This is a genomic window from Sporomusaceae bacterium (assembly GCA_031460455.1).
Lineage (GTDB): Bacteria > Bacillota > Negativicutes > Sporomusales > UBA7701 > Anaeroselena.
The window spans coordinates 91,869-108,032 of the sequence record JAVKTQ010000008.1; the positions used below are offsets into that span (position 1 = coordinate 91,869).

14 protein-coding genes are annotated in these 16,164 nt (G+C 61.8%); 13 read left to right on the top strand and 1 reads right to left on the bottom strand.

What is annotated here, in order from left to right:
* The first annotated feature begins 6 nt into the window (after positions 1–6).
* The 12 genes from argJ to glmM all read left to right on the top strand — a co-directional run bounded on the left by argJ (position 7) and on the right by glmM (position 13,464).
* Positions 7–1,215 (top strand): bifunctional glutamate N-acetyltransferase/amino-acid acetyltransferase ArgJ, encoded by a 1,209-nt coding sequence (gene argJ / locus RIN56_13000; protein ID MDR7867724.1) that lies wholly within the window; start codon positions 7–9, stop codon positions 1,213–1,215.
* Positions 1,216–1,230: 15 nt separating this feature from the next.
* Positions 1,231–2,139, top strand: coding sequence for an acetylglutamate kinase (gene argB, locus RIN56_13005; GenBank protein ID MDR7867725.1), 909 nt, complete (start codon positions 1,231–1,233; stop codon positions 2,137–2,139).
* Positions 2,126–3,322, top strand: coding sequence for an acetylornithine transaminase (locus RIN56_13010; GenBank protein ID MDR7867726.1), 1,197 nt, complete (start codon positions 2,126–2,128; stop codon positions 3,320–3,322). Before argB ends, RIN56_13010 begins: the two co-directional genes overlap by 14 nt.
* Before the next feature lie 104 nt (positions 3,323–3,426).
* Positions 3,427–4,353 (top strand): ornithine carbamoyltransferase, encoded by a 927-nt coding sequence (gene argF / locus RIN56_13015; GenBank protein MDR7867727.1) that lies wholly within the window; start codon positions 3,427–3,429, stop codon positions 4,351–4,353.
* Positions 4,354–4,373: 20 nt separating this feature from the next.
* Positions 4,374–4,781 carry a GNAT family N-acetyltransferase gene (locus RIN56_13020; protein MDR7867728.1) on the top strand — a complete coding sequence of 136 codons (408 nt, stop codon included), beginning with the start codon at positions 4,374–4,376 and terminating at the stop codon, positions 4,779–4,781.
* A 44-nt stretch (positions 4,782–4,825) separates the two neighbouring features.
* Positions 4,826–6,040 (top strand): argininosuccinate synthase, encoded by a 1,215-nt coding sequence (locus RIN56_13025; GenBank protein MDR7867729.1) that lies wholly within the window; start codon positions 4,826–4,828, stop codon positions 6,038–6,040.
* Positions 6,041–7,456 carry an argininosuccinate lyase gene (gene argH, locus RIN56_13030; protein MDR7867730.1) on the top strand — a complete coding sequence of 472 codons (1,416 nt, stop codon included), beginning with the start codon at positions 6,041–6,043 and terminating at the stop codon, positions 7,454–7,456. It abuts the gene before it with no gap.
* A 66-nt stretch (positions 7,457–7,522) separates the two neighbouring features.
* Positions 7,523–8,596: a branched-chain amino acid aminotransferase gene (locus RIN56_13035; protein ID MDR7867731.1), complete on the top strand. Its 1,074-nt coding sequence runs from the start codon at positions 7,523–7,525 to the stop codon at positions 8,594–8,596.
* A gap of 133 nt (positions 8,597–8,729) precedes the next feature.
* Positions 8,730–9,548, top strand: a complete 819-nt coding sequence (gene cdaA / locus RIN56_13040; GenBank protein MDR7867732.1) for a diadenylate cyclase CdaA — start codon at positions 8,730–8,732, stop codon at positions 9,546–9,548.
* Positions 9,548–10,462 (top strand): CdaR family protein, encoded by a 915-nt coding sequence (locus RIN56_13045; protein ID MDR7867733.1) that lies wholly within the window; start codon positions 9,548–9,550, stop codon positions 10,460–10,462. The genes cdaA and RIN56_13045 overlap by 1 nt, the downstream gene beginning before the upstream one ends.
* Positions 10,463–10,505: 43 nt before the next feature.
* Entirely contained in the window at positions 10,506–12,104 is a 1,599-nt protein-coding gene (locus tag RIN56_13050) for an FAD-binding protein (protein ID MDR7867734.1), read from the top strand.
* A gap of 16 nt (positions 12,105–12,120) precedes the next feature.
* Positions 12,121–13,464, top strand: coding sequence for a phosphoglucosamine mutase (gene glmM, locus RIN56_13055; protein ID MDR7867735.1), 1,344 nt, complete (start codon positions 12,121–12,123; stop codon positions 13,462–13,464).
* 171 nt (positions 13,465–13,635) lie between these two features.
* Here glmM and RIN56_13060 read toward each other — a convergent pair whose 3' ends face one another.
* A complete protein-coding gene (locus RIN56_13060; protein MDR7867736.1) occupies positions 13,636–13,764 on the bottom strand; it encodes a hypothetical protein in 129 nt (42 codons plus the stop codon).
* 50 nt (positions 13,765–13,814) lie between these two features.
* On the opposite strand from RIN56_13060, the gene glmS reads away from it, so the two are divergent.
* Positions 13,815–15,644: a glutamine--fructose-6-phosphate transaminase (isomerizing) gene (glmS, locus tag RIN56_13065; GenBank protein ID MDR7867737.1), complete on the top strand. Its 1,830-nt coding sequence runs from the start codon at positions 13,815–13,817 to the stop codon at positions 15,642–15,644.
* Positions 15,645–16,164: the final 520 nt, after the last annotated feature.

Here is a 16,164-nt window from a genome sequence, read left to right on the forward strand (position 1 = left end):
GATAGTATGCTGACAGCGATAAAGGGGGGCATCACCGCCCCGAAGGGCTTCAAGGCGGCCGGCGTCAAGTCCGGCATCAAGAAAAGCGGCAAGGAGGACGTGACGGTCATCTACAGCCCGACGCCGTGCTCGGCGGCCGCGCTGTTCACCACCAACGCGTTCGCGGCCGCAGGGGTGCACATTTCCCGCAAGGTGGCGGCCAAGGGCACGGCTCAGGCGGTTGTCGTCAACTCGGGCTGCGCCAATTCCTGCACCGGCGATCAGGGCATGGAGGACGCGAAGGCGATGGGCCATCTGACCGCTTCGCTGCTGGGGTTGGCCGACGACGACGTGTTTGTGGCCTCGACCGGCATCATCGGCGTCAATCTGCCGATGGCCAAGGTGGCCGACGGCATCAAGCGGGCGGTGGCCGAGCTTTCCGAAGCCAACCACGAGAAGGCGCTCCAGGGCATCATGACGACCGACACTTTCCCCAAGGTTGCGGCGTACGAGTTTTCGCTCGGCGGCGCTATCGCCAGGGTGGCGGGCATTGCCAAGGGGGCTGGGATGATCCGTCCCAACCTGGCCACGCTGCTGAGCTTCGTGACCACCGACGCGGCCATCTCCCCCGCGGCGCTTAAGCAGGCGCTGGCGGCGGCGGTGGATGTGTCGTTCAACTCGATCACCGTCGACGGCGATATGAGCACCAACGATACGCTGTGCGTGCTGGCGAACGGCCAGGCAGGCAACAAGCCCATCGAGTCGGCCGCCGACCCGGCGTACGGCGAGTTCGTGACCGCCCTGACGGCGGTGTGCACCGACCTCGCCCAGCTGGTGGTGCGCGATGGCGAGGGGGCGACCAAGTTCCTCGCGATCACCGTCAAGGGGGCGGCCAGTTACGCCGACGCCAAGACGGCGGCCATGACGGTGGCGCATTCGCCGCTCGTGAAGACGGCGTTCTTCGGCCAGGACCCCAACTGGGGCCGCATCCTGTGCGCGGTGGGTTACTCGGGCGCGAAGGTGGAGCCTGCCAAGGCGACGCTGACCCTCGGCGGCATCGTTGTCGCGAAAAACGGCATGAACGCCGTCGCCGACGCCAAGGCGCTCCAGAAGGTGATGGCCGATAAGGATATCGCCGTGGAGATCGAGCTGGGGGCGGGGGACGCAGCCGCCACCGTGTGGACGTGCGATTTCTCCTACGAATACGTTAAAATCAACGCCGACTACAGCACCTGACGGGAGGCAAGCGCCATGATGACCACGGTGGAAAAAGCGGGCGTACTGGTGGAGATTCTCCCCTATATCCAGAAGTTCACCGGCAAGACGTTCGTGATAAAATACGGCGGCAACGCGATGCTGAACGCCGACCTGAAGAACAGCGTCATCCAGGATATCGCGCTGATGAAGTACATCGGACTGAAACCGGTGGTCGTTCACGGCGGCGGGCCTGAGATCACCGCCCTCCTCAAGCAGATGGGCAAACAGTCGAGCTTTGTCAGCGGCCTGCGGGTGACGGACGAGGAGACGATGGCGGCGGCCGAGATGGTGCTGGCCGGCAAGATCAACACCGAGCTTGTCGCGATGCTCAATACTCACGGGGCGCGCGCGGTCGGCCTCAACGGCAAGGACGCCGGCCTGATCAAGGCTCGCAAGCACCTGGCCACAGTTTACGAGGAGGGTAAGGCGCGCGAGGTGGATATCGGCTTCGTCGGCGACGTGGCCGAGGTCAAGCCCGATATCCTCTGGACGCTCTTAAACAACGATTATATCCCGGTCATCGCCCCGGTCGGCGCAGGGACGGCCGGCGAGAGCTACAATATCAACGCCGACTATGTGGCCGGCGAGATCGCCGGGGCGCTGCGGGCGGAGAAGCTCATCCTGCTGACCGATGTCGAGGGCATCTACCGCGACTACCACGACAAGAGCAGCTTCGTCTCGACCCTGAGTTTTGCCGACGCCAAGAAGATGATCCGCGAGGGCAGCATCGACGGCGGCATGATTCCCAAGGTGGAGGCGTGCATCAGAGCCCTGTCGGGCGGCGCCGACAAGGCCCATATCATCGACGGGCGGCAGTCGCATTCGCTGCTGCTGGAGATTTTTACCGACACCGGTATCGGAACCGAGGTTGTGAAGGGAGAGGGAGAAATTGACGAGTGCTAAAGAGGTTATAGCCACGGAGAACAAATACTATTGGCCGGTGTTCGCCCGCTACCAGGTGGTACTGGAGCGCGGCGAGGGACCGTATGTGTACGACATCGAGGGCAAGAAGTATCTCGATTTCCTCGGCGGCATCGCCGTCAACATCCTCGGCCACGCCCACCCCAAGCTGGTGGCGGCGATATCCGCCCAGGCCGCCAAGCTCATCCACGTCTCCAACCTCTACTACACCGCCGAGCAGACCAAGCTCGCCAAGACGCTGGTGGAACTGACCGGCATGGACCGGGCGTTCGTCTGCAACAGCGGCGCCGAGGCCAACGAGGGGGCGATCAAGCTCGCCCGCAAATACGGCAAGACGATCGCCGCCGACAAGGTGGAGATCATCACGGCCGAGCATTCCTTCCACGGCCGGACGCTGGCCACGCTGACCGCAACCGGCCAGCCCAAGTACCAGAAGGGCTATGAGCCGCTGCCGGGAGGCTTCTCCTATGTGCCGTTCGGCGACCTTGAGGCGCTTAAGAAGGCGGTGTCGGCCAAGACGTGCGCAGTCATGCTCGAGCCCGTCCAGGGCGAGGGCGGGGTCCACATCCCCGACCCCGGATACCTGAAAGGGGCCAAGGAGCTGTGCGAAAAACACGGGGCGCTGCTCATCCTCGACGAGATCCAGAGCGGCATGGGCCGGACGGGCAAACTGCTGGCCTGGCAGCACACCGGCGTTAAGCCGGATATCATGACCCTCGCCAAAGGGCTGGGCGGCGGGGTGCCGATCGGCGCCATCCTCGCCAGCGACGCGGTTTTAAAGGCTTTCGGCCCCGGCGACCACGGCACGACATTCGGCGGCAATCCGCTGGCCTGCGCGGCCGCGAATGCCACGCTTTCCGTCCTCGTCGAGGAGGATTTGCCGGGCAACGCCGCGAAAATGGGTAGCTATATGATGGAGGCGCTGAATGGCCTCAAGGCTAAGTATCCGGCGCTGATCACCGGCGTGCGCGGCCAGGGGCTGATAATCGGCATGCCGCTGACCAAGCCGGGCAAGGACCTTGTAGACGCCTGCATGGCGGCCGGGGCGCTGATCAACTGCACCGCCGGCAACGTGCTCAGGTTCGTGCCGCCGCTGAATATCACAAAGGCGCATGTTGACGAGATGATCGCTATTTTAGATAAGGTGTTTGCGGCCGATAAGTAAGGCCATGTACCTAATAGCTGAAGGTTGCCTGGAAAAGCGTGATTTTTTCGGCAACCTTCCGCTAAAGGGTTTTGATTTTTTTCTAGTTATTGGGGGTTAGGGGAATGAGAGGAAAAGACCTGTTATCTGTCAACGACCTGTCGGTCGACGAGGTTTACCGGATCTTCGATCTGGCCCGGCAGCTCAAGGCCAAGCAGAAGAAGGGCGAGGCCCACCACATGCTGAAGGGCAAGACGCTGGGGATGATTTTTCAGAAGGCGTCGACCAGGACCCGCGTTTCGTTCGAGGCTGGCATGTGGCAGCTGGGCGGGACGGCGCTCTTCCTGAGCGCCAACGACCTGCAGATCGGCCGCGGCGAGCCTGTGAAGGATACGGCCAGGGTGCTGTCGCGCTATCTGGACGGCATCATGATCCGCACATTCTCGCACGCCGAGGTGGAGGAGCTGGCCCGTTACGCGGACATCCCGGTGATCAACGGCCTGACCGACTATCTCCACCCTTGCCAGGCTCTGACCGACGTTTTCACGGTCATCGAGCGCAAGGGGAAGGCCAAGGGTCTTAAGATGGCCTATGTCGGCGATGGCAATAACATGGTCAACGCCCTTCTCCATACCTGCGCCAAGGTGGGAATGGACATTGCGGTGGCCACCCCGCCGGCGTACGCGCCCAGCCCCCAGGTTGTGCTGGAGGCCAAGGCTGTCGCCGCCGGGCACGGCAGCGAAGTGACGCTGGTTACCGATCCCAAGGATGCGGCTGTGGGGGCCGACGTGCTGTACACCGACGTGTGGGCCAGCATGGGCAAGGAAGACGAGCAGGCCGTCAGGCAGCGCGCCTTCGCCGGTTATCAGATCAACGAGGCGCTGCTCAAGCTCGCCAAACCCGACGCCATCGTGCTGCACTGCCTGCCCGCCCACCGCGGCGAGGAGATCACCGAGGCGGTGCTGGAGGGGCCCCAGTCGGCGGTGTTTGACGAGGCCGAGAACAGGCTGCATGTGCAGAAGGCGATCATGGCCCTGCTGATGGGCAGCTAGGCCGGGACGGAGGCTGCCGTATGGCGCTCGAACGCGAAGGGTATTTATTCAGCCGCGACAAGCGGCTGCTGCAACTAGACCGCATAGGCGAACTGCTGTCCCGGACCTATTGGGCCAACGACCGCAGCAAGGACAGGATACAAACATCCATTGATAATTCCCTCTGTTTCGGGATATACAAGGACGGCTACCAGGTCGGGTTCGCCCGCGCCGTGACCGATTACGCGACCATTTATTGGGTGTCCGACGTCGTCATCGACGAGGCCCATCGCGGCAGAGGGTTGGCCAGAATACTGATGAAATATTTAACCGAAACGGAAGAACTGCAGGGCATGCGGGGCATCCTGGCCACGCGGGACGCCCACGGGCTGTACGAGAAGTTCGGTTTCGAGAAGGACAGCGACCGGTTTATGATAAAGCGCGGCTGAAACAAAGCCGTGGAATAATTTGAAGCTTCCAAGGAGGAGTATGTATGAGCGGTATCAAAAAAGTGGTTCTTGCCTATTCGGGCGGCCTGGACACGTCGGTTATCATCCCCTGGCTGAAGGAAAATTACGACGGCTGCGAGGTTATCGCTATGTGCGCCGACGTCGGCCAGGGCGCCGAGATCGATCCGGTGCGGGAGAAGGCTCTCAAGTCCGGGGCCAGCAAGGTTTATGTCATGGATGTCAGGAAAGAGTTTGTCGAGGATTATGTCTGGCCGGTGCTGAAAGCGGGCGCCGTCTATGAGGGCAAATATCTGCTCGGCACTTCCTTCGCCCGGCCGATCATCGCCAAGGCGATGGTGGAGATCGCTGAGAAGGAAGGCGCGGACGCCATCGCCCACGGCGCGACCGGTAAGGGCAACGACCAGGTGCGTTTCGAGCTGACCGTCAAGGCGCTGGCGCCCCATCTCAAGATCGTGGCTCCCTGGCGGCTGTGGAACATCCGCTCGCGCGAGGACGCCATCGATTACGCCGAGAAGCACGGCGTGCCCGTGCCGGTGACCAAGAAGCGCCCCTACAGCATGGACCGCAACATCTGGCACCTCAGCCATGAGGGCGGCGACCTGGAGGACCCCTGGAACGAGCCCAAGGACGATGTTTACATGGTGACCAAGACGCCCGAACAGGCCCCCGACAAGGCCACTTATGTGGAGATCGCCTTTGAGAAGGGCGTGCCGGTGGCGGTGGACGGCAAGAAGCTGGGCGCCGTGGAACTCCTTGAAAAACTTAACGATATCGGCGCCGCCAACGGCATCGGCATCGCCGATATCACCGAGAACCGCCTGGTGGGCATGAAATCCCGCGGCGTGTACGAGACGCCGGGCGGGGCCATCCTGTTCTACGCCCACCGCGAGCTGGAGTACCTGACTCTCGACCGCGCGACGATGCACTACAAGGAGCAGGTGGCGGTGCGCTACGCCGAGCTGGTGTACGACGGGATGTGGTTTTCGCCGCTCCGCGAGGCGCTCGACGCTTTCGTCGATTCGACCCAGCAGACGGTCACCGGCCTGGTGCGGCTCAAGCTCTACAAGGGCAACATCATGAGCGCCGGCGCCAAATCGCCGTATTCGCTGTATCATGAGGGCTTCGTGACCTTCGGGCGCGACGAGGTCTACAACCAGAAGGACGCGGAAGGATTTATCAACCTGTTCGGCCTGCCCCTGAAGATCCGGGCGCTGATGCAGCAAAAGGAGAAGAAATAAATGACCAAGCTTTGGGGCGGTAGATTCACCAAGGGCACTGACGTGCTTGTGGAGGAGTTTACCTCCTCCATTTCTTTTGACAGGCGGTTGTATAAAGAGGATATCGCCGGCAGCGTCGCCCACGCGCGCATGCTTGCCAAGTGCGGCATCATCGCCGCCGACGAGGCCGAGGCGATCGTCGCCGGGCTGACAGGCATCCTCGCCGATATCGAGGCTGGGAACTTCAGCTTCGAGACGGCGCTGGAAGATATCCATATGAATATCGAGAAGCGCCTGACGGAAAGGATCGGCCCGGTCGGGGGCAAGCTGCATACCGCCCGCAGCCGCAACGACCAGGTGGCCCTCGACACCCATCTCTACCTCCGCAAGGAGGTGGTCGCCGTCGGGCAGCTGCTGTGCGGCCTCCAGGAGGCCATCCTGGAGACGGCCGGCAGATTCCCGGACGTCATCATGCCCGGCTATACCCATCTGCAGCGGGCTCAACCCATCCTCTTCGCCCATCACCTGCTGGCCTACTTTTTCATGCTCGGGCGGGACTTCGACCGCCTGCGGGGAGTATGGGAGCGGGCCGACATTATGCCGCTGGGGGCGGGCGCTCTGGCCGGCACGACTTTCCCCATCGACCGGCAGATGGTGGCCGACGAGCTGAATTTCGCCCGCCTGTACGACAATAGCCTCGACGCGGTCGCCGACCGCGACTATATGATGGAATTCCTGTCTTTCGCGGCCATCCTCATGGTCCACCTCAGCCGGCTGAGCGAGGAGATCATCCTCTGGTGCAGTTCGGAGTTCAAGTTTATCGAGCTTGACGACGCCCACTGCACCGGCTCGAGCATCATGCCGCAGAAGAAAAACCCCGATGTCGCCGAGCTGGTGCGGGGCAAGACCGGCCGGGTGGTCGGCCACCTGATGGCGCTGCTGACGACGATGAAGGGGTTGCCGCTGGCCTATAACAAGGATATGCAGGAGGACAAGGAGGGGCTGTTCGACACGATCGACACCGTCAAGTTCAGCCTGTCGGTGTATGCGGCGATGGTGCGGGGCATGAAGGTGAACGCGCCGCGGATGCTGGCGGCGGCTGACGAGGATTTCACCAACGCGACCGACCTGGCCGATTACCTGGTGAAAAAGGGCCTCCCCTTCCGTCAGGCCCACGAGGTGTCCGGTAAGAGTGTCCGCTACTGTATCGAGAAAGGCATGAAGCTCGACGAAATGTCGTTGGCCGAGCTGAAACAATTTTCTCCGCTGTTCGCGGAAGACATCCTCGCCGCCATCAAAGTGGAAACCTGTGTCGCAGCCCGGAATTCCTACGGCGGCACGTCGCCGTCGCAGGTGAAAGAGGCCATCGCCCGCGGCCGCGAAGCGCTCGGCGGGCAGGTCGCCCGGCTTGACACCTATCGAAAAAACAGCATATAATGATTGGTAAGGTATTCCACAGCGATTGTTTTTCCGCTTTGGACAAAACGAGAAGGGGGCTTCATTATGGTCGACATCGCCGTTACCAGGGTTGCGACCCCGAAAGCGATGCCGGACGCCGATAAACTCGGCTTCGGGCAGTACTTCACCGATCACATGTTTGAGATGGATTATCAGACCGGCAAGGGTTGGTATAATCCGCGCGTAGTACCTTACGAGGAATTTTCCCTTTACCCCGCCGCTATGGTGCTGCACTACGGCCAGGCCATTTTCGAAGGGATGAAGGCTTTCCGCACCGCCGAAGGCGTGATCAACGTCTTCCGGCCGTTCGACTACCTGAACCGCTTCAACCGCTCGGCCGATATTATCTGCATCCCGAACACCGCGGTGGATGTCGTCCACGCCGGCCTGAATAAGCTCCTCGAAATCGACAAACGCTGGGTCCCGGCCAAGCATGGCACGGCGCTCTATATCCGCCCCTTTATCATCGCCACCGATCCGTATGTCGGCGTAAAATCCTCCGATACATACAAGCTGTTCATCATCCTTTCCCCGGTGGGCGCTTATTACGCCGCCGGCTTTAACCCCGTCGGCATCAAGGTCGAGGACAAATTTGTCCGCGCCGTTCCCGGCGGCATCGGCGAGGCCAAGACGCCGGGCAACTACGCCGCCAGCCTGCGCGCCCAGGTCGAGGCCAAGAAGGAAGGCTACGCCCAGGTGCTGTGGCTTGACGGCATCGAGCGCAAGTATGTCGAGGAAGTCGGCACGATGAACATCTTCTTCAAGATCAAGGGCGAACTGATCACCCCTGCCCTGAACGGCAGCATTCTCGGCGGCATCACCCGCCGCACCGTTCTCGAACTGGCCAAGGACTGGGGCGTGAAGGCGACCGAACGGCAGATTTCCATCGACGAGGTCTTTGCGGCCCATGCCAAGGGCGAGCTCGAGGAGGTCTTCGGTTCGGGGACGGCCGCTGTCATTTCGCCGGTCGGCGAACTGTCGTGGAAGGGCCAGAAGCTCGTCATCAACGACAATAAGACCGGTCCTTTTTCCCAGAAGCTCTTCGACCATGTCGCCGGGCTCCAGTACGGCACGGTGGCCGATAAGTTCGGCTGGGTGGAAAAGGTGGCTAAAGTCTAATAGCAGCAGTGCCTCCCGGATGCACTCCGGGGGGCACTCATATTATATTTCTCCCGTTGTTTTTGCCTTGTTAAAGGTTTTTGCCAATTTCGGATAGAATAGTGTTAGCGATTACGGTTAAGGTGGTTCCGCCATGCTCCTGCAGGTAAGGGGGATAATTTCGACCATCGGGTGGCGCGATATTTTCGATATCCTCCTGGTGGCCGTGCTGCTGTACAAGCTTTATATGATGATCAAGGACACCCGGGCCCTCACGCTGCTGAAGGGCCTGGTCGTGTTGCTTGTCGCCACCCTGGTGAGCAAATGGCTTGGCTTGAACGTGATCAACTGGCTGCTGCAGAAGTCGATGACGGTGGTGCTCGTGGCGCTGCCGATCGTTTTCCAGCCCGAGCTCCGCCGGGCGCTGGAGCAGCTCGGACGCGGCCGCCTGTTCGGCAGGAGCGCCTTCCTCAACGAGGAGGAGGCCCAGAGCCTGCTGGAGGAGACGGTCAAGGCGGTGTCGGTGCTCGCCAAGAACAAGATCGGCGCCCTGCTTGTCTTCGAACGGGAGATGCGCCTGAACGATTATGTCGATACCGGCATCAAGGTCGACGGTATCGTGTCGAGCGAGTTTCTCACCAATATCTTCATCCCCAACTCGCCGCTGCACGACGGGGCGGTCATCGTCCGCGGCAACCGCGTAACCGCCGCCGGCTGCATCCTGCCTCTGACCGACGACACGAGACTGAGCAAGGAGCTCGGCACCCGCCACCGCGCGGCCATCGGCGTCAGTGAACAGACCGACGCCATCATCGTGGTGGTGAGCGAGGAGACAGGCATAATCTCGGTGGCCGAGGGCGGCCGCCTGTCCCGCTATGTCGAGCCGGCCAAGCTCAAGGACTTCCTGCGCCCGCTGTATTTCAGCAAGAGTTCGCCCTTGAGCGAATTCTTCAACTGGAGGTCTTCATCATAATGGAAGAAGCGCGCGGGAAAAATATTACCACGAAAGTCCTCGCCCTGATCCTGGCGGTGGTGCTGTGGCTGTACGTCACGAACGAGCAGAATCCGCCGGTGGAGGCATCGGTGTCGGTGCCGCTGGAGGTGCGCGGCATGTCCGATACGCTGGTGGCGGTCGATGTGCCCGACGCCGTGCGGGTCAAGGTCCGCGGCCCTCGCAGCATTACCGCGGTGCTGACGCCGCAGGATCTGAAGGCTTATGTCGATCTCAAGGGGGCGGACGAAGGCCGCCACGCGGTCCGCGTTTACGCCCTGGTGCCGTCCAGCCTCGAATTCATCGAGGTGCAACCCGACAAGCTCACTGTGAGGGTGGACAGTAAGGCCAGCCGTACGCTGCCGGTGGAGATCCGCGTGACCGGCACGGCGACGGCCGGAACGGTGGTGGCCAAGGCTACGCTCAACCCCCAGCAGGTGACGGTCGAAGGCCCGAAGGCCACTGTCGATTCGGTGGACAGGGTCATTCTGCCCCTCGACCTGACGGGCAGGAGCGCCGATTTTACCGCCCAGCTCGCCCCGCTGCTGGTGAACCGCGACGGCAGGGCTGTGGAGGGCGTGACGGTTACCCCCAACAGGATCGGTGTCGCCGCCAATCTCGCCAAGGGCGTGGACAAGAAGACGGTCGATATCAAGACGATAATCTACGGCGATATGGCCCCCGGCACTGTTCTCAAGTCGGTGGTGACGACGCCGGTGAAGGTGGAGCTGAGCGGCGACGCCAAAGAGCTTGAGAAAATCGACTTCGTTTACACCGAGCCGATCAGCGTAGCCGGCATAAACAGGGACACCGAGAAGGAAGTGAAGCTTCAGATCAAAGAGGGTCTGGTGGCGTCACAGGCGGCGGTTACTGTTAAGATCAGCGTCGGGCGGTAGACGGAGGCCGTCGCAAATTGCTTTGCTATAGGGGAAGATTTATTTGTTGAGGATTACCAATTTCCGCGTCGCTGTCGAGGATGACAACCCTCTGACGGTGCTGGCGGCGCGGCGGCTCCGTCTGCCGCCCGGCGGTGTGGCGGAGGTGACGATTGTCCGGCGGGCGGTGGACGCCCGCCGTAAGTCTAATATCGGCTTTGTTTACACGCTCGACGTGGCGGTGACCGCCGCCGAGGGGCAGGTGCTGTCCCGGCTGGCCGGCGACCGCGATGTTGCCGTGCGCGTGGCAGAGGCGCAACTGCCGGTCGTCCCCGGTCATAAGCCGCTCGACGCTCCCCCGGTGGTGGTGGGCGCCGGCCCGGCCGGGCTTTTTGCTGCGCTGACGCTGGCCGAGCACGGCTACCGGCCGGTGCTTCTGGAGCGCGGCCGCGACGTCGAGGCGCGGACGCGGGATGTGGCCCGCTTCTGGCAGACGGGCGAATTCGACCCCGCCTCCAACGTCCAGTTCGGCGAGGGCGGGGCCGGTACGTTTTCGGACGGCAAGCTGACGACGAGGGTGAACGACCCGCGCTCCGGTCAGGTGCTGGATGCGCTGGTGGCCGCCGGCGCGCCGCCGGAGATAAAGTACCTCCACAAGCCCCATGTGGGCACCGATAAGCTGCGGACGGTGGTGGCCGCCCTGCGGCGGCGCATCGTCGCGGCGGGCGGGACGGTGGCGTTCGAGAGCCGCGTGACCGATATCGCCGTCGATAGCGGCGTTCTGACCGGCGTTGTCATCAACGAAAACCGCCATATACCTGCCAGTATCGCCTTGTTCGCCGTCGGCCACAGCGCCCGCGACACTTATGCCATGCTGGCGCGCCGCGGCGTGGCGATGGAGGCGAAGCCCTTCGCCGTCGGGGTCCGTATCGAGCATCCCCAGGAGCTAATCGACCGGGCTCAGTATGGCGGCCTGGCCGGTCACCCCCGGTTGGGGGCCGCCGACTATGCGCTTGTTTTTCAGGACCGGGCCGCGGGACGGACGGCCTATTCCTTCTGCATGTGTCCCGGCGGGCTGGTGGTAGCCGCCGCGTCGGAAGAGGGCGGCGTCGTGACCAACGGGATGAGCCTGTTCGGCCGCGATTCCGGGAACGCCAATAGTGCCCTTGTCGTAAACGTCGGCCCGGCCGACTTCGGCGGCGGCGTGATGGCCGGGATCGAGTTCCAGCGCCGCTGGGAGCGGCTGGCCTATGAGGTCGGCGGCCGGACATATGCCGCGCCTGTGCAGGCTGTGGGCGATTTCCTGGCCGGCAGGACCGGCGGCCGCGATTTTCTCGCTCCGCCCAGCTACCGCCCGGCTGTCGTTGCGGCCGACCTTGCCGCTTGCCTGCCGCCGGCGGTGGCCGCCACGCTGGCGCGCGCCCTGCCGGATTTTGGCCGCAGGATCAAGGGATTCGACCATCCGCGGGCGGTGATGACCGGGGTGGAGACGCGGACGAGCGCTCCTCTCCGCATGGTGCGCGGGCCGGATTATATGTCGGTGACGGTGGCCGGCCTGGCGCCGGTGGGCGAAGGAGCCGGCTACGCCGGCGGCATAATGAGCGCCGCGCTCGACGGGCTCAATGCCGCGCTGGCGATTATCAAAGAATACAGACCGCTCTGAAGGGAGATAGAGAATTTTGGGCAAACTTTTCGGTACCGATGGCGTGCGCGGCCTCGCCAACACGGAACTCACCCCCGAGCTTGCTTTCCGCCTCGGCCGGGCGGCGACGTACTGGTTCGGCCGCAATTACCGCCGGCCAACGTTTTTCATCGGCCGGGACACCCGCATTTCAGGCGAGATGCTGGAGGCGGCGCTGGCCGCCGGCATTTGCTCGGCAGGCGGCGAGGCTGTGCTGTGCGGGGTGGTGCCGACGCCGGCGGTGGCTTTTTTGGCCCGCAAACACGGCGCACAGGCCGGGGTGGTTATTTCGGCCTCCCATAACCCTTTCCCCGACAACGGGATAAAGTTTTTCGCCGGCAGCGGCTATAAGCTGCCGGATGCGACCGAGGAAGAGCTGGAGAAGCTGGTGATGGCCGGCAAGGACGAGCTGCCGCGGCCCACGGCCGAGCATATCGGCACCATCCGCTACCGCCACGATCTGCTGAAGGAGTATATCGATTACGCACTCAGCACTGTGGACGTGCCGTTCGCCGACCTCAAGATCGTCGTCGACTGCGCCAACGGAGCGGCGTTCGAGGCTGCGCCGGCGGTGCTCCGCCAGCTGGGGGCGCAGGTGATCGTTATCAATGACAAGCCCAACGGGGTCAATATCAACAGGGACGCCGGCTCTACCCACCTGGAGGGATTGCAGCAGGAGGTCATCCTCCACGGGGCGGATCTCGGTATCGCCCACGACGGCGACGCCGACCGCTGCCTGGCTGTCGACGAGACGGGCGCGGTGGTGGACGGCGACCAGATCATGGTTATCTGCGCGCTGGAACTGCTCCGGCAGGGCAAGCTGGCCGACAATGTTCTTGTGGCCACGGTGATGAGCAACCTGGGGCTTCACCAGGCGGTGAAGCGGGCCGGGGGCAGGGTGGTGGTCACCCCGGTGGGCGACCGCTATGTGCTTGAGGCCATGCTGACCCACGGCTACGGCCTGGGGGGCGAACAGTCGGGCCATATTATTTTCGGCGGCCTGAGCACAACGGGCGACGGTCTGGTGACCGCCTTGCAGCTTATCGCCGCCAGAGTCCGCGCCGGACGGCGGCTGTCGGAGCTGGCCGCGGCCATGACCCGCTTCCCGCAGGTGCTTGTCAATGTGAGGGTGAAGAGCAAGGCCGGCTGGCAGGATAACGAGGCTATCGCCGCCGCCATCGCCGCCGCCGAACAGGCGCTGGGCGAGGACGGCCGGGTGCTGGTCCGTCCGTCGGGCACCGAGCCGCTTATCAGGGTGATGGCCGAGGGGCCGTCCCAGCCCGAGCTGGAGAGTCTCGTCGAACGGGTGGCCGCCGTCATCAGCCGGGAACTGGGAAGTTGACCGGCAGGCCCAGTTATATTAAAATAGGATTGTATACGGGCAAGGGAGCACGGTTGTGCTCCCTTGCATATGTATGTATCCGGGGCGCGGGAAGGAGGCGAACGGCAGGCGCGGACCAAGAAACGGGGAGGTGAGGATACGGCGGCTGCTTTTGCAGCACATTAATAACAGTTAGCGCTGGTGCTTGCCGCTTGCCGGCAAGCAGACGAGGGAGAGGTTTATCGAGAATGTCAGCGGATGCCTCTCGGCCAACTGCGGTCGTAAGCAGTCGACAAAACCGCCGGGCGACCGGCGGGACAAAACGCACTGCGGCAGATTAAATACCGTTACTTTCGGGAGGAATATACCTTATGTGTGGTATTGTCGGATATATCGGGCCCAAGCAAGCGATGCCGTTTCTCATCGAGGGCCTTAAGAAACTCGAGTACCGGGGCTACGATTCGGCCGGTATCGCCGTGTTCGACGGCGGCCGGGTGAATGTCGAGAAAAGCGTCGGCCGGTTGAGCGTACTGGAGAAGATGGTCGAGCAGCACCCCCTGGAGGGCCACGTCGGTATTGGCCACACCCGCTGGGCTACCCACGGGCGCCCCTCGGACGCCAATTCGCATCCCCATACCGATTGCACGGGCAAGTTCGTGGTGGTGCACAACGGCATCATCGAGAACTACCTGCATATCAAGGAAAAGCTGATCGCCAAAGGCCACAAGTTCACGTCGGAGACCGATACTGAGGTTGTGGCCCATCTGGTCGAGGAGTACTACGAGGGCGACTTCGAGGCGGCCGTTAAGAAGGTGCTGGCGGAAATCGAAGGCTCCTACGCCCTGGTTTTCCTGTCCCAGTACGAGCCTGATAAGATCATCTGCTCCAAACAGGACAATCCGCTGGTCATCGGTCTGGGCGAAGGAGAGAATTTTATCGCCTCGGATATCCCGGCGATCATCAGCCGCACCCGCCGCACGTACATCCTCAGCGACGGGGAGATGGCGATCGTCACAAGGGATTCGGCCTGGGTGATGAGCCGGCAGGGCGTGCCGGTGACCAAGAAGGTGTTCGAGGTCCACTGGGATGCCGAGGCGGCCGAAAAGGGCGGCTACGAGCATTTCATGATCAAGGAGATCTACGAGCAGCCCAAAGCCATCCGCGAGACGACCACCGGCCGCCTGGCCAAGGACGACAGCGGCGTAATCCTCGACGAACTGAAGTGGACCAAGGACGACGTCGCCGCCATCAAGAAGGTGGCTATCGTCGCCTGCGGGACCGCTTATCACGCCGGCATCGTCGGCAAGTACTATCTCGAGCAGCTGGCCCGCATTCCGGTCGAGGTGGACGTGGCGTCGGAGTTTCGCTATCGCGCGCCGCTTATCGACGAGCATACGCTGGCCATCGTAATCAGCCAGTCGGGCGAGACGCTCGATACGCTTGCAGCCCTTAAGGAGGCTAAGAAGTTGGGGGCGCGGACGCTGGCGGTAACGAACGTCGTCGGCTCGTCCATCGCCCGCGAGGCCGACCAGGTAGTCTATACCTGGGCCGGTCCCGAGATCGCCGTTGCCTCGACCAAGGCTTATACCACCCAGCTCATCGGCATGCTGATGCTGGCGGTCTACATTGCTTCCCTGCGGGGCGCTATCGGCGCCGACCGGGTCAGGGAGATTATCCGCGGCCTCAAGGCGTTGCCCGGCCAGGCTCACGAGATACTCGAGAATGTCGAGCCGATCAAGACTTTCGCCCAACAGTACGGTTTCTGCGAGGACGTCTTTTTCATCGGCCGCTCGCTCGATTACGCAGTTGCTCTTGAGGGGTCGCTCAAGCTCAAGGAAATTTCCTATATCCACGCCGAGGCTTACGCCGCCGGCGAGCTCAAGCACGGTACTCTTGCCCTCATCATCGAGGGGGTGCCGGTGATCGCCCTGGCGACCCAGTACGACGTGTATGAGAAGATGCTGAGCAATATCAAGGAGGTCAAGGCGCGGGACGCCGTCGTCATCGGCGTGGCGATGCAGGGCGACGAGCAGATCGGCAAGTACGTCGATCACGCCATCACCATCCCGGCGACCGACAAATACCTCGCCCCCATCCTCACCGTCATCCCGTTGCAGCTTTTAGCCTACTACGCCGCCGTCACCCGCGGCGCCGACGTCGACAAGCCGCGCAACCTCGCCAAGAGCGTAACGGTGGAATAGGGGATAGCGACCAATTCAGTTGTTTGTTTCATTAAAATAAAGTCGCGGAATCAAAAATAAAGTTGCGGAAAACAAAATAAAGTTGCGGAATGCAGCCACCCTAGAATTACCTAGGGTGGCATTGTTTGCCTATATGGAGTTTTACAAATGGGGGAAATTGCACGTATATCAAGCGAGGTTTTGAACATTATTATTATTTGAAAGCTGTTTTATTGAAATAAAGTCGTAGAATCAATAATAAAGTCGTGGAATTGCGGCCACCCTGGGAACGGTTCCCAGAGTGGTTTTTATGGCCTAGGGAAAAATTACCTGAATAACAATAGATTATTCAAACAATACTATTACACGGTACGCCACAAAATGTTCCGCATTTAGTGGATTGGTTTTACAAGATACACAATATATGGTATAATTAACTAAAAGAGTTTTGGAGGTGATTGCTGAGCAGAGCTCAGCAGATCAGAGGACAATCAAAGAGTTTTCACCCATTATAATGTTGCCCTCAAATGGGTAACATTCG

Bases quoted from the DNA above. Each gene is read 5' to 3' on its own strand.
- argJ (MDR7867724.1), top strand. From the start codon at position 7: ATGCTGACAGCGATAAAGGGGGGCATCACCGCCCCGAAGGGCTTCAAG.
- argB (MDR7867725.1), top strand. From the start codon at position 1,231: ATGATGACCACGGTGGAAAAAGCGGGCGTACTGGTGGAGATTCTCCCC.
- argF (MDR7867727.1), top strand. From the start codon at position 3,427: ATGAGAGGAAAAGACCTGTTATCTGTCAACGACCTGTCGGTCGACGAG.
- RIN56_13020 (MDR7867728.1), top strand. From the start codon at position 4,374: ATGGCGCTCGAACGCGAAGGGTATTTATTCAGCCGCGACAAGCGGCTG.
- RIN56_13025 (MDR7867729.1), top strand. From the start codon at position 4,826: ATGAGCGGTATCAAAAAAGTGGTTCTTGCCTATTCGGGCGGCCTGGAC.
- argH (MDR7867730.1), top strand. From the start codon at position 6,041: ATGACCAAGCTTTGGGGCGGTAGATTCACCAAGGGCACTGACGTGCTT.
- RIN56_13035 (MDR7867731.1), top strand. From the start codon at position 7,523: ATGGTCGACATCGCCGTTACCAGGGTTGCGACCCCGAAAGCGATGCCG.
- cdaA (MDR7867732.1), top strand. From the start codon at position 8,730: ATGCTCCTGCAGGTAAGGGGGATAATTTCGACCATCGGGTGGCGCGAT.
- RIN56_13045 (MDR7867733.1), top strand. From the start codon at position 9,548: ATGGAAGAAGCGCGCGGGAAAAATATTACCACGAAAGTCCTCGCCCTG.
- glmS (MDR7867737.1), top strand. From the start codon at position 13,815: ATGTGTGGTATTGTCGGATATATCGGGCCCAAGCAAGCGATGCCGTTT.